A 14,170-nucleotide genomic window follows, 5' to 3' on the forward strand; every position below is an offset into this window, starting at 1 on the left:
GACAGTTATATCTATGAACCAGAAATAAATTCACATCAAAAGTACTTTCTTACAGAATGAGAAAAAACCGGTTTATCTACAACAGATAAACCGGTTTTTTTAAGAAGTAGTGGAATGCTCTTCTGTCTGGTTAGGCACCAGTACAGAACGAGGTTTACTTCCTTCATATGGCCCGACAATACCACGCGCCTCCATAGCGTCTATTAATCGGGCTGCCCTCGTATAACCGATGCGGAAACGGCGCTGGAGCATAGAAACACTCGCACTTTGCATTTCAGTAATCATCTGTACTGCATCGTCATAAAGCTCATCATCCACTTCCTCCATCACTTCATTCGTTTCTTCTGGAATCATTTCTTCCTGATAGCTTGCCTGCTGCTGTTCGATACAGTGATCTACAATACGTTCTACCTCTTCATCAGATAAAAATGCCCCCTGGACACGTGTCGGCTTAGAGCTGCCGGATGGGAGATATAACATATCGCCCCGCCCAAGTAATTTCTCTGCCCCCCCGGAATCCAGGATTGTACGTGAATCTGTTGTAGATGATACACTGAAGGCAATTCTTGATGGTATATTTGCTTTAATAACCCCGGTGATAACATCTACAGATGGACGCTGCGTTGCTATGATTATATGGATACCTGCCGCACGCGCCATTTGCGCAAGCCGGGTGATTGCATCTTCTACATCATTCGAAGCAACCATCATTAAATCTGCCAGCTCATCCACAAGAACAACAATATATGGCAAATAAGGCTGCTGCTCCTCCGCATCTGCGTCTGCATTTTGTTTCCGGACATAGGCATTGTAGCCTTCCATATTTCTTGTGCCGCTATCAGAAAACAGATCATATCTCCGTTCCATCTCTGCAACAATTTTTTTCAATGCTCTGGAAGCTTTTTTAGGATCTGTTACAACAGGTGTTAATAAATGCGGAATCCCATTATATACATTCAGCTCTACTTTTTTAGGGTCAATCATCATCATCTTGACTTCATGCGGTTTGGCACGCATTAGAATACTTGTAATAATGCCGTTCACACAGACACTTTTCCCACTTCCTGTCGCGCCGGCAATCAGTAAGTGGGGCATTTTATTTAACTCCCCGGCAATTGCTTCTCCAGAAATATCTCTTCCTAAAGCAAACGTCAGTTTATTTGTCTTAGAAGATTGTTTGTCTAAAACCTCCCGGAGTGAAACCATGGATACTTCCTTGTTAGGGACTTCAATACCCACTGCTGATTTGCCGGGTATCGGTGCTTCAATACGTATATCCTTTGCAGCAAGTGCTAAAGCAATATCATCATGAAGACCGACAATTTTACTTACCTTCACACCAGACTCTGGATACACTTCATATTTCGTTACTGCTGGACCGACATGTACTTTTGCTATTTTAGCTTTTACGCCGAAGCTCTGAAAAGTACGGTCCAGCTTACGCACAGTTGCCTGAATATGTGATTTCTCCTGCTGTTGTGAATTATGGGCTGGACTTGCTAATAAATCCATCGACGGCAGCTTATAATCATGATTTTCTGTTGCTGTCATAGGCAATGTTTCCTGAAGCTCTTCCTCACCGCCCGCATTTTCCTGCTGTTTGGAACTCTCTGTTTTTGCAGTTTCAGCTTCTGCTTGCGGCTGTTCCTGATACGCAATATCTGTAAAATCATTAATAAGAAGCTCTTCTGTATTGTCTTCATGCTCTTCCGTTACCTGTTTATTTTTCTCTTTTCGTTTCTTAGAAACAGAATCTTTAATTTCTTTTTGCTCTTCTTTCCGTTCAGCTCTTTTCTCTCTTGATCGCTCCAGACGTTCGGCCAGATAAGCAAAAGTGGATTTAAAACCAGCGCCTAACTTTTTAACAAACTCGCCGATAGACAAATTCGTCAAAAAAATAATTCCGATTAGTAAGCAGAAAAATACAACTATCCGCGAACCTGCAATAGAAAATAAAAAGTAAGAGACAGTGAATAATAGTGCACCGACCATACCTCCGCCTGTCTGTACCAATGTACCGGTGCCTTCTAAGTATTGGAAGTAAAGCTGCCAGGTCAGACCAAGTATAGATACATCATTCGTATTAGCCAGCAAGCTTTCCATCACTTGTACATGTGTCAGCAATAAGATACCGGTCAGAAAAATATAAAATCCTATTAATCTTCTGGATAAAAAATCAGGTACCTGGCGTTTGATAATAAGATAAAAACCAATAATAAATAATGCAACAGGAAGGATAAAATGCCAAATTCCCAAGAAAAACTGAAATATATTTCCCAGCCAATCAGGTATAGCACCGCCGCTTAACATAGCTGCCCCGCTTCCAAATATTGCAATAAATATTAATAATAATCCAATGAGCTCTTTTTGTAATCCTTTAAGCTGTTTGGTTGTCGTTTTTTTTCTTCTTTTTCTCTTTTTGGCAGCCATTTTCTCACCCCTGTATGTAGAACAAATTAAGATTTCTATATAAATTGAATGAAAGCATTATACTCCTTTCATATACTTTATTTCTATTTTAAAAAGAGATAGATGCAATTATTCAATTTATATATTGATAGATTTAAACAAGGAAACTGGAATCAGTTCTCTTTATACTGTCAGAGAGACTTTATTGGGAAAATAAGTGCTTATTGCACTAATTCCCTGTCTTCTCCTTAAAGAGGCTGCTGTTCCAGTTATCATGTCATCCAATATTGTTTCATAATCTTATCTTTTATCGTTTCTTTATTATAGCATAGATTACCATCAGCTGATAATTCTTCCTGGTAAAAATTCCGGATTCAGATAATCATTCGGATTACTTGAAATAAGCTGATTAATTTGGTAATTCCCATCATTATTTTTAGATACAAAAACCGTTCTTCCCTGCCATTCAATTGCTTGTATTCCGTTACCTGCTCCTTGTTCTTCCGGAAAAATTTCCTGATAGGATAATGGTGTATAGAGTATCATCAGGCAGTCCCTTCCTCTTCTTGTTTTGGTTTTGAACTTTGAATCATGTAATTTAATTTCTTTATTGCCTCTTTTACTCCGCCGACTTCATCAATGATGCCATACTCCACAGCTTCCCTGCCAACAACATTTGTACCAATATCGCGAGTAAGATTCCCTTTTGCAAACATCAATTCCTTTAATTGTTCAGAATCAATATTGGAATGATCAACAATAAACTGAATCACACGATCCTGCATTTTATCAAGATATTCAAACGTTTGTGGAACGCCGATTACCAGTCCTGTTAATCTGACAGGGTGTATCGTCATTGTTGCTGTAGGCACAATAAAGGAATAATCCGTGGCGACTGCAATCGGTGCACCAATGGAATGTCCTCCTCCAAGTACGATAGAGGTAGTCGGCTTGGACATCGATGCAATCATTTCCGCAAGCGCCAGCCCTGCTTCAACATCCCCGCCAACTGTATTTAACAAAATAATTAACCCTTCAATTTTAGGGTTTTGTTCTACAGCAATCAGCTGTGGCAGCAAATGCTCATATTTTGTTGTTTTATTTTGCGGCGGCAGCTGAAGATGCCCTTCCACCTGTCCAATGATTGATAAAACATGGATATTTGAATCAGGAGCCTGCGGAACATTTGCCTGCCCGAGCTGCTGAATTTTTTCTACAAGAGAGGATGCATTGTTCGATCCGTTCTCCTCTTCTTCTTGATTTTCATTATCATCCGTATCCATACGCATATTAAAACCCCTTCCAGCTATTTTTATGATTAGTATAAACAATCGGTAAAAAATAATACGAAAGAAGAGATATGGTATCTTTTTTAATATTTTGGATAGTAAAAAGACATGAGGCAGATAATAGCTGCTTCATGTCTTTTTTGATTTTTATAACGGTACTTCTTCTGCACTTAATCCAAATACTTCATGCAATGCATTAACTGCTGTAACTAATTCATGGTCATGTACCAAAACCCAAATCGTGGTATGGCTGTCTGCTGATTGTAATATCTGCACACCAGAATCTGTTAATGCCTGCACGATTTTAGAGGCAACGCCAGGCACTCCAGTCATTCCGGCTCCAACTGCTGAAACCTTTGCACAGTTTTCCGTAATTTCCGGTTGAAAGCCCAGCATCTCTAAAATTTCTATTGCTTTTGTAGTAAGCTCTGCCGGCACAGTATAAGCCACACCTGTGGGCGAGATATTAATAAAATCAACAGAAATACCAGATTCTGCCATTGCTTTAAATACTTCTGATTGTACACGGTAAGCTGATTCCTTCGTCTGCACCTTAATTTGAGTAACATTCGCAATATGTGCAATACCGGTGATCATCCGTTCTGAAATGTCTGCACCTGCTTCTTCAATCCTGGAAGATGTAACAAGCGTCCCAAGCCGTTCCGAATAGGTGGAACGGATACGCATCGGTATTTTCCCTTGCATAGCTATTTCTACAGCGCGCGGGTGAATGACTTTTGCGCCTTGATAAGCAAGATTACAGATTTCAGTATATGTCACCACATCAAGCGGACGTGCATTCTTTACGACACGCGGATCTGCTGTCATAATACCTTCTACATCTGTAAAAATCTCGATACGCTCCGCTTCTAAAGCAACCCCTAGGGCAGCTGCTGAAGTATCACTGCCGCCACGGCCGATGGTTGTTATTTCTCCAGACTCACTTTGACCCTGGAACCCTGCCACAACAACGACGTCATGCGTTTCTAATTCATGTAATATACGTACAGGATTTACCTTTTTTATTTTTGCCCGGTTAAAATCTTCACTCGTTACAAAACCAGCCTGTGCACCAGTCAAAGCTGTTGCAGAAACATGATTTTTTTGCAGCTCATTAGATAGGACAACGGATGAAATAATTTCACCGCATGACATAAGTAAATCGAGCTCACGGTTAGAATTTTTATTTGCCGGAAAGTCTATTAAGCTTAGCAAACTGTCCGTTGCATAAGGATCTGGTTTTCTTCCTAGAGCAGAAACAACAACAACTAATTTATATTCTTGAACAAGTGCATCCTTAATATGACGGATAACATGCTCCCGATTTGTTTCTGATTGTACAGAAGTTCCTCCGAATTTTTGTACTAATACTTGCAATATTAACACCTCAACACTATCCAAGCTGTTAAACTCTGGATGTCTAATAGATTAATTACGTCATCATTTTAAAATCGTCTTCATCAATCACTGGGAATAATTATTTTTTTAACCAGCCGCGTTCTGTTAATACTTGCGCGATTTGTACTGTATTCCAAGCCGCGCCTTTTAATAAGTTATCAGATACAACCCATAGATGGAAGCCTTTTGGATTATCTAAATCTTTGCGTACGCGTCCGACAAAAACTTCTTCTTTATCTTGTGCAGATTGTGGAGTTGGGTACTCCTGAGCCTGAGGGTTATCCTGCAGAATAACTCCGTCTGCCGCTTCCAGCGTCTTCCAGATATCTTTAACAGCCAGCCCTTCCCGATCTAATTCAATATAGACACTTTCTGCATGGGAAGTAGCAAATGGAAGGCGTACACAGGTTGCTGCTACATTTAAGGCTTCATCATGCATAATTTTTTTCGTTTCATTAATCATTTTCATCTCTTCAAAAGTGAAGCCATTGTCTTCAAACACATCGATTTGCGGCAATGCGTTGAAAGCAATTGGAAAATGCTTTTTATCTCCTTTAACAGGTAAAATCTCTGCGTTTATTTCTTTACCTTCTAAATAATCCCTTGACTGTTCATACAATTCCTCTACCGCAGCATTTCCAGCACCTGATACTGCCTGGTAAGTAGATACAATAATTTTATTAATTCCATATGCATCTTTAATCGGTTTTAAAGCCGCGACCATTTGAATGGTGGAACAGTTCGGATTTGCGATAATCCCCTGATGCTCTGCAATATCCTCTGGATTAACTTCTGGAACAACAAGCGGTACATCCTTATCCATACGAAAAGCACTTGTATTATCGACAACAACTGCTCCCCTTTTAACCGCCTCTGGAGCCAGCTTTTTAGAAATAGACCCGCCTGCAGAGAATAGCGCAATATCTACGCCTTCAAAGGATTCGGCTGCAGCCTCTTCAACAATGATTGTTTCCCCGCGAAAAGTTTCTTCTTTTCCAGCTGAACGCGCAGATGATAATAATTTTAATTCATTTATCGGAAACTCTTTATCTTCTAATATTTTTTTGATTTTCTGACCTACTGCCCCTGTAGCACCTACTATAGCTACATTGTATGTTTGCTGCTCTGGCATTCTAATAACTCCCTCCACTTAATTAAATGTCAACTAAACTTCATTTTAACATATTTTTTGTGGAATAAGGTACAATAATCGGCTGAATTTGTTTTCCTTTTAACGCCGTCTCTACAGCTGGAATTAATTGACTTAAATCTGCTGAGAGAGAGGAGGGTTTTTGATAAGGATTATCCTGCCCGAACGGAACAAAAAACATATGCTTTGCATTAAGCAATATGGCTAAATTCTTTGCATTTAATCCGAGTGCATCATTGGTCGTTAAAGCCAATACCACTGGACTTTCATTGCGGAGAGTAGACTTGGCGGCCATCAGGACTGGATTATCTGTATGAGCATTAGCCAGCTTACTCATTGAATTTCCTGTCAAGGGGGCAATGACCATTACATCAAGCGGTTTATCCGGACCATAAGGCTCTGCCCCAGGGATAGTAGTAATAGCTGTTTGACCGGTTATTTTCTCAAGATTTTCTACATTATCTTTTGCCTTACCGTGCTTGGTATCTGTATATTGAACCGTTTCTGTTATAAACGGAATGATTTCTGCACCCTGATTAATTAATTCCTCCATAATTGGAAAAATATGCTCAATCGTATGATGGGAGCCAGTTAGACCAAATCCAATCCGTTTACCGGTGAATGTCATTCTAATTCACGCTCCTCCTCGAGAATTTGTTCCATCACATTAGCAAGTATTTTTCCGGCAGTTCTAGGGGCGACAATACCAGGAAGACTGCGTGCAAGTATGGCATTAATACCGCGTTTTTTCGCAAATTCAAAATCTGTTCCTCCCGGTTTGGAGGCAAGATCAATAATTACTGCATTATTCGGCAGATTCCTGATAGCCTCTTTGGTAACAACAAGACTCGGAATCGTATTGATTAAAATATCGCAATTCTCTGTCTGATTACTTAAATCATGTAATGGCACTGCATTTAAACCCATTTCTGTAATACGCGCCAAATCCCGTATGCTTCTGGCACACACTGAAACCTTCGCACCAAGTGCAGAAAACTTATTTGCTACCGTATTACCTACTCTGCCAAATCCTACAACCATCACACGCGAAGAGTGAACTGTCTGATCTGTATGCTCAAAAGCCATCATAATGGCCCCTTCAGCAGTCGGAATGGAATTATAAATGGCAACATCATCACGATCAAGCAATGGTATCAGCTTAATACCTGCTTCTTCCGTCAAATTGGTTAAGTAATCATTCGTAATTCCAGTAAAAACTACACATTCGGGATTTAATTTTTGAAACCATGCTCCATCCAAATTTATTTTTTTATCTGTAAAAACTGTTTCGACATTTCCGCTTGAATCCGTCCCTGTAATTGGTAAAACAACTACATCCAGGCTGCTCTGATCCAATTCATCTAATGCTAATTCATTTAAGCCTGTAAACCCCTGCTCCAATTTATCAAAACCGCAAAGTATCACTTCATTATCATGATTACTTTTTAAGATTTTTATTAACTCTAAATATCTTGCATCTCCACCTATCACTGCAATCCGTCGACTCATTTTACGTATTACCTCCAGACAACTTTTAACGTATTCATGATTCGATATAGCTTATGTTTTTTTAAGTGAGGGGTGAACAAATAAGCCTTAAAATTACCGTCTAACTTTTAGAAAATGCTTTCTTCATTAAGGAAGCTCCGAAAAGTTTATTTTTCTTACTTAAAACTCTTTATATGCTGATGCATAGGTCTTTGGATGAGTTTAATCATCTGTTCTTTATGTAAATGCTCGCTCCCGGCAATTAAAAGCCTAATATTAAGATATTAAAAAAGCTTGTTTATTCAGAAAGAAAAGGATGTGTTCAGTCTCCTTTTCCAACAAAATAAACAAGCTTTAAGCAAATAATTTCTATTTTATCGTTCTTCATCAGGAAGTTTGGTGTCAATCATTATCATATCCTCACCAATTTTCCGGATAGACTGCCAATGAATTTTAGTCTCTTCTCCCTCTTTGACAAGGCCAAACCATTTATAACTCGGGATAATAAACGCTTCGATCTGACCCGTTTTAGGATTAATTTCTAAATCGGTTTGACCAAGCATGCCAAGCCTTTTTCCTTCATTCACATTAATGATTTCCTTATCTCCCATATCTCGAAAGCGCACCATAAAAAAACTCCTTTTTTTGTTTTTCTTAGGGCAAGTATTTACAATCACAAGATAATGAAGTCTCGTTTATACACTATATGTCCCAAAATAAGAAAACATGCTTCTATTTACGGTAGTCTTCTGGTGCAACTAGTGCACGGGATGGGTTTTGCAGCAGGACATTTTGAATGACACTTGTCACCTGCTGATCGGTAATGCCATCAATTTCTGTAATTAAATCGTCTAAAGAACGGTGTTTTTGCAATAACAGCTCATTACGGCCATTTCGTGACATCCGACTATTGGTACTCTCTAATCCTAACATCAAATTTCCCTTAATTTGTTCTTTGCTGTTCCGTAATTCTCTCTCTGTTAATCCTTGTTTCACAAAATGATGAAGGGTAGAATAAATAACCTCTTCCAGCTGTTCTAGCTGCTCTTTGCCTGTACCCGCATAGATTGTGAGTAGACCATCATCTATAAATGCAGCATGATAAGAAAAGACAGAATAGGCAAGTCCTTTTTTCTCACGCACCTCTTGGAATAATCGTGAGCTCATACTTCCTCCCAGCACATTATTCATAATAGATAGCGGATATAAATGCTTATCTCCTACCTCATACCCATTATAGCCGAGGCATAAATGTGCCTGTTCTGTATCCTTGCTTCGATAAATTGCTTCCTGTAAGAATACTGGCTTCGTTAATTCTTTCTCTTTTGCTTTTCTTGTAAGTGATCCAAAGTAGGAATCAATCTCCTTAATAAATGAGCTGTTCACATTACCAGCTACAGAAACAACAATACGATCAGGGGTATAATTATCTTCTATATACTGCTGTAATTGCTTTTGATTAAAAGACCCCAACTGCTTTTCTGTACCAAGAATAGGGAACCCCAGCGGGTGCTTACCGTATGCAGCTTCTGCCAGCAGGTCATGCACAATATCATCAGGCGTATCCTCGCACATTTTAATTTCTTCATAAACTACTTTCTTTTCTCTTTCCATTTCTTCCTCGTCAAATGTTGATTCAAAGAACATATCCGCTAATACTTCTAAGGCAAATTCTTTATGTGTATCTAACACTTTTGCATAAAAACATGTATATTCTTTAGAGGTAAAAGCATTAATTTGTCCGCCGATAGAATCAAATGCTTCTGCAATATCCTGAGCGTTTCTTGTTTTAGTCCCTTTAAAAAACATATGCTCTAAAAAGTGTGAAATGCCGTTATTATCGATTGTTTCATTTCTGGATCCAGTTTTAACCCATATACCTATTGTGACTGAGCGTACAGCCGGCATGGATTCTAGTACAATACGTACACCATTGCTGCTTGTATATTTTTCTATCAAATGTATATCCTCCTAAATTTCCTAGCTTAACGCGATTCACTTAATAGTGATTCTACTGTTCCTATTTTATAACCTTTTTCTTTGATACCGCTAATCATTTGCTCCAGACCACCTGTACTTGCTTGGGTCGGATGCATTAAAATCATCGCTCCAGGGTGGACATTGTTTTGTATGCGATTCACCACTACGGAAACAGACGGATTCTTCCAATCAATCGTATCGACAGTCCATAGGATAGTTTCCATCTCCAGTTCAGCTGCTGTTTCCACCGTTTCGTCTTTGTAGCTTCCGCTTGGCGGCGCAAACCATACAGGCTGCTTTCCTGTTATTGTTTTTAAAATTTGATTTGTCTCTTCTATTTGTGTATAGGCATCATTTTTTTCCAGCATTGCCATATCTGGATGATTATAGGCATGGTTACCGATTAAATGCCCTTCCTCTTCAATCATTTTAACCAGACTCGCATTATTTTGTGCCCATTTACCTTCAATAAAAAAAGTTGCCTTTACTTGATTATCTTTGAGAATTTGAAGCATTTCGGGAATATATTCCTCTCCCCAGGAAACATTAATTAAAAATGAAACCATTTTTTTATCTGGATGTCCGCGATAAATTGGAGATGGCGGCAAATCTGTTAACAAGATATCAGGAGAGGTTTCATTAAAAACAAGTAAATCTTCGTCCCATTCATTTGCTTCTTTCATTTTTTTATAGGATTCTTTGACATTTACTTCCAGACCGTTTCTTCCAGGTGTTTTCTTCCAAACCTTATCAATGTAAGCATCCTGCGGCTTTTGTTCGTATGTCTCTTTTTTTTGTTCAATCTCCTTATACAGATCATCTTTTGTTGAGCTCATCTCTATTCCAGCTGGTTCAACCACTACAGAATCTGTTTGAAAAGGATTATATCGTATATCGAATACCGTAAAAATTAAAATTAGAAAAACTACTACATGTACATACTTAAAATATCGCTTCATATTTAATCCCTCCCCTTATCATTTCTATGCTTGAGAGGGACAAGTATGCCTTTTTTTACAGTAATCTTTTGTATTGGATCATGATTGGATTTTAGCGGGGGAATAATCCAGGCCCCGGAAAAATGCTGCGCTGATTACACTATACCTTCGCTTACTCAACTTTCGCACCCTAAAAAATAAATTTCTTATCATAGTGATAGGTGTTGATCGTTCCTTCTATCTATCTCTTGACAAAGCATAAACCCTATCTAGAAAGAAGGTAATGTGTGAGGCCACCGCTGCGGCGGACCGTTTTGCTTTCCTAGGGGCATGCTCTTCAGCTAACTTTTGCCAAGAAGAGCACTTGGCAAAAGTGGATCTTCAGATGATGCTATTCCCTCAGGAGTCAAAACGGTCCCCCTCCGCTAGAAGGATGTTCTACACTGTTTAATACAACTGACTAAATAGAAGTTAAATCAGATAAAACATTTTTCCTGATTCACGATAAAATATTCTGTTATGATTACTTTCTGTTCATGAAAGCTATTCCCGATATTTACTATCCATGCTGTATGGTGTGCCATAGTTTCAATTGCCAAATCAACCATTTGAAATGCTAAAATGATCTTTTCATCAAGCAAAAAAGCAAACGGGATAATGAATAACCATCATTTCTTTAATAATTCACTTTTTTTACCATAAACCTATTCATAAAAAAAGAAACTGAACTAAAAAAATCAGCTTCTTTTTTGTGCAAAATATATAACCTAAAGTAAATTACTCTCTTATTATGATTTAGCATTCTCTTTCTTTTCGTCTTGCAGAACTGCTTTTCTGGAAAGATTGATTCTTCCCTGACGATCAATTTCTTTTACTTTCACCATAATTTGATCCCCAATAGATACAGCATCTTCGACTTTATTCGTACGCTCTTCTGCAAGCTCAGAAATATGAACCAGTCCATCTTTCCCTTTGAACAGTTCCACAAATGCACCAAATTTTTCAATACGTTTTACCGTACCAAGATATAATTGTCCAACTTCCACTTCCCGTACCAGATCTTCAATAATTTTCTTAGCTTTCTGGTTCATCTCATTATCAGTAGATGAAATAAAGACGTTGCCATCTTGTTCAATATCAATCTTCACACCAGTTTCATCAATGATTTGATTGATTTGTTTTCCGCTTGGCCCAATGACATCACGAATTTTATCCGGATTAATTGTCATTGTTAAGATTTTTGGAGCGTATTCAGACAGCTCATCTTTTGGTTGCTGAATGGTTTGCAGCATGGAGTCAAGGATATGCATACGGCCTTTTTTCGCTTGCGTAAGTGCTTCTTCTAAGATTGCTCTTGATAAACCGTCAATTTTAATATCCATTTGCAGGGCTGTTACACCTTTTTCTGTTCCTGCTACTTTAAAGTCCATATCACCAAGTGCATCCTCCATGCCTTGAATATCAGACAAAATCGTATAATCATCTCCAGATTTAACAAGTCCCATTGCAATACCTGCTACTGGTGCTTTAATTGGAACACCTGCGTCCATCATTGCTAATGTACTTGCACAGATACTCGCTTGAGAAGTAGAACCGTTGGATTCAAGAACTTCTGAAACAAGACGAATTGTATAAGGGAAATCTTTTTCATTCGGCACTACTTTTTCAAGAGCACGCTCTCCCAGCGCGCCATGCCCAATCTCACGACGGCCAGGTCCGCGAATCGGCCCGGTTTCTCCTACACTATATTGCGGGAAGTTATAATGATGCATAAATCGTTTTGTTTCTTCTAAATCGAGTCCATCCAAAATCTGTACATCTCCAAGTGCTCCCAATGTACAAATACTTAAAGCTTGAGTTTGTCCGCGCGTAAACAAGCCTGATCCATGTGTACGGGGAAGAACATGAATACGTGATGATAACGGACGGATTTCGTCCACTTTCCGGCCATCAGGACGTACTTTTTCTTTTGTAATCAAGCGGCGAACTTCTTCTTTCACAAGCTTATCTAATACAGATTTAACTTGTTTAATGGTTTCTTCTTCAGCCTCTTCCGCTTCATATTTTTCTACAATCTCTTGCTTAACAGCTTTTATTGCCTCATCACGGGCATGTTTTTCGACAACTTGAATCGCAGTCTTTAATTCATCTTTCGCTTCTGCTTCAACCTTTGCTACAAGCTCTTCACTCGTCTCTGAAATAACAACTTCAAATTTTTCTTTGCCGCATGCCTGTATAATCTCTTCCTGGAAAGCAACAAGACGTTTGATTTCTTCATGACCAAACATAATTGCCTCAAGCATAACATCTTCCGGTACTTCATCTGCACCAGCTTCAACCATGTTGATTGCATCTTTTGTTCCAGCAACCGTTAAATCAATATCACTTTTTGCTTCTTGTTCAATGGTAGGATTAATGATTAGCTCGCCATTCACACGCCCGACATGAACACCAGCAATCGGCTGTTCAAAAGGAATATCTGAAATACCTAAAGCAATCGATGAACCAATCATTGCTGCAATTTCTGAAGAACAATCCTGGTCCACACTCATTACTGTACTTATTACTTGTACCTCATTACGAAAGCCGTCGGGGAATAATGGACGGATTGGACGGTCAATTAGTCTGGAAGACAAGATCGCTTTCTCACTGGGACGTCCTTCACGTTTAATAAATCCTCCCGGTATCTTCCCTACCGCATACAATCTTTCTTCATAGTTCACTGTCAACGGAAAGAATGGTAAATCTTTTGGTTCTTTGGAGGCTGTTGCAACGGACAATACAGAGGTGTCTCCGTAATGTATCATACAGGCTCCATTTGCTTGTTTTGCCAGCTCTCCTACTTCAACTGTAAATTTCTTTCCTGAAATCTCCGTAGAGAATAGCTTTTTTTCATCTGCCATTAGTTTTGTTACTCCTTTCAAGGCTACAGCATTTAAAATATATATGTAGCACCTCATATAGTACAATTTTTCTTCTATATCTTATTTTTACAAAAGAATGTCTTTTTATAGCATAAACGATAGCCTGTCAGGAATCAATCGCTACCTTATAGAGGATGTTCACGCATTGACATATTTATACCTGTTTCAGACCCTTATCAACCGTAAAAAACATCTAAGCCACGGATTTACAGCTTCAAATGCTTCTTATTTGTTTAAAAAACATAAAAGAAAAAGCAGGATTGCTCCTGCTTTTAACGTTATTAACGACGTAAACCAAGTTTTTTGATTAATTCACGATAACGAGTAACGTCTTTATTACGTAGGTAAGTTAATAAGTTACGGCGTTTACCTACCATTTTCAAAAGACCGCGACGTGAATGATGGTCTTTTTTATGTGTACGTAAATGTTCGTTTAATGCAGTGATTTCTGCAGTTAAGACAGCGATCTGAACCTCTGGAGATCCAGTATCTGTGTCATGAACCTTGTACTCATTAATAATTTCGTTTTTACGTTCTTGTGTAATTGCCATAATGGCACCTCCAAAATAATATTTGTTATCCCCAGTCCCCTAG

The 14,170-nt window shown here is 38.7% G+C and carries 12 protein-coding genes; all 12 read right to left on the reverse strand.

All coding sequences use genetic code 11. The features are described from left to right. Positions 1 to 99: 99 nt before the first annotated feature. A complete protein-coding gene (locus OSO01_RS05815; protein WP_147209504.1) occupies positions 100 to 2,430 on the reverse strand; it encodes a DNA translocase FtsK in 2,331 nt (776 codons plus the stop codon). A 318-nt stretch (positions 2,431 to 2,748) separates the two neighbouring features. Next, positions 2,749 to 2,955 carry a YlzJ-like family protein gene (locus OSO01_RS05820; RefSeq protein WP_147209505.1) on the reverse strand — a complete coding sequence of 69 codons (207 nt, stop codon included), beginning with the start codon at positions 2,953 to 2,955 and terminating at the stop codon, positions 2,749 to 2,751. Next, positions 2,955 to 3,698, reverse strand: coding sequence for a ClpP family protease (locus OSO01_RS05825; protein ID WP_371863283.1), 744 nt, complete (start codon positions 3,696 to 3,698; stop codon positions 2,955 to 2,957). The genes OSO01_RS05820 and OSO01_RS05825 overlap by 1 nt, the downstream gene beginning before the upstream one ends. Before the next feature lie 147 nt (positions 3,699 to 3,845). After that, entirely contained in the window at positions 3,846 to 5,075 is a 1,230-nt protein-coding gene (gene dapG / locus OSO01_RS05830) for an aspartate kinase (protein WP_147209506.1), read from the reverse strand. Positions 5,076 to 5,175: 100 nt separating this feature from the next. Continuing rightward, complete coding sequence (gene asd / locus OSO01_RS05835) at positions 5,176 to 6,228, reverse strand: aspartate-semialdehyde dehydrogenase (protein ID WP_147209507.1); 1,053 nt, start codon at positions 6,226 to 6,228, stop codon at positions 5,176 to 5,178. Positions 6,229 to 6,268: 40 nt separating this feature from the next. Next, positions 6,269 to 6,874, reverse strand: coding sequence for a dipicolinate synthase subunit B (dpaB, locus tag OSO01_RS05840; protein ID WP_147209508.1), 606 nt, complete (start codon positions 6,872 to 6,874; stop codon positions 6,269 to 6,271). Then, on the reverse strand, positions 6,871 to 7,755 hold the full coding sequence (gene dpaA / locus OSO01_RS05845) for a dipicolinic acid synthetase subunit A (protein WP_147209509.1): 885 nt from the start codon (positions 7,753 to 7,755) through the stop codon (positions 6,871 to 6,873). Before dpaA ends, dpaB begins: the two co-directional genes overlap by 4 nt. A gap of 353 nt (positions 7,756 to 8,108) precedes the next feature. Then, on the reverse strand, positions 8,109 to 8,363 hold the full coding sequence (locus OSO01_RS05850) for a YlmC/YmxH family sporulation protein (protein WP_147209510.1): 255 nt from the start codon (positions 8,361 to 8,363) through the stop codon (positions 8,109 to 8,111). Between the two features lie 103 nt (positions 8,364 to 8,466). Then, positions 8,467 to 9,693 carry a M16 family metallopeptidase gene (locus tag OSO01_RS05855; RefSeq protein ID WP_147209511.1) on the reverse strand — a complete coding sequence of 409 codons (1,227 nt, stop codon included), beginning with the start codon at positions 9,691 to 9,693 and terminating at the stop codon, positions 8,467 to 8,469. A 26-nt stretch (positions 9,694 to 9,719) separates the two neighbouring features. Then, the gene (locus OSO01_RS05860) at positions 9,720 to 10,673 is read right to left on the reverse strand and encodes a polysaccharide deacetylase family protein (RefSeq protein ID WP_147209512.1); all 954 of its coding nucleotides are present in this window, start codon (positions 10,671 to 10,673) and stop codon (positions 9,720 to 9,722) included. A 767-nt stretch (positions 10,674 to 11,440) separates the two neighbouring features. Beyond that, the gene (pnp, locus tag OSO01_RS05865) at positions 11,441 to 13,555 is read right to left on the reverse strand and encodes a polyribonucleotide nucleotidyltransferase (RefSeq protein WP_147209513.1); all 2,115 of its coding nucleotides are present in this window, start codon (positions 13,553 to 13,555) and stop codon (positions 11,441 to 11,443) included. Positions 13,556 to 13,857: 302 nt separating this feature from the next. After that, positions 13,858 to 14,127: a 30S ribosomal protein S15 gene (gene rpsO, locus OSO01_RS05870; protein WP_040980194.1), complete on the reverse strand. Its 270-nt coding sequence runs from the start codon at positions 14,125 to 14,127 to the stop codon at positions 13,858 to 13,860. Between the last annotated feature and the right edge of the window lie 43 nt (positions 14,128 to 14,170).

The sequence above is a fragment of the Oceanobacillus sojae genome, from assembly GCF_007991515.1.
Lineage (GTDB): Bacteria > Bacillota > Bacilli > Bacillales > Amphibacillaceae > Oceanobacillus > Oceanobacillus sojae.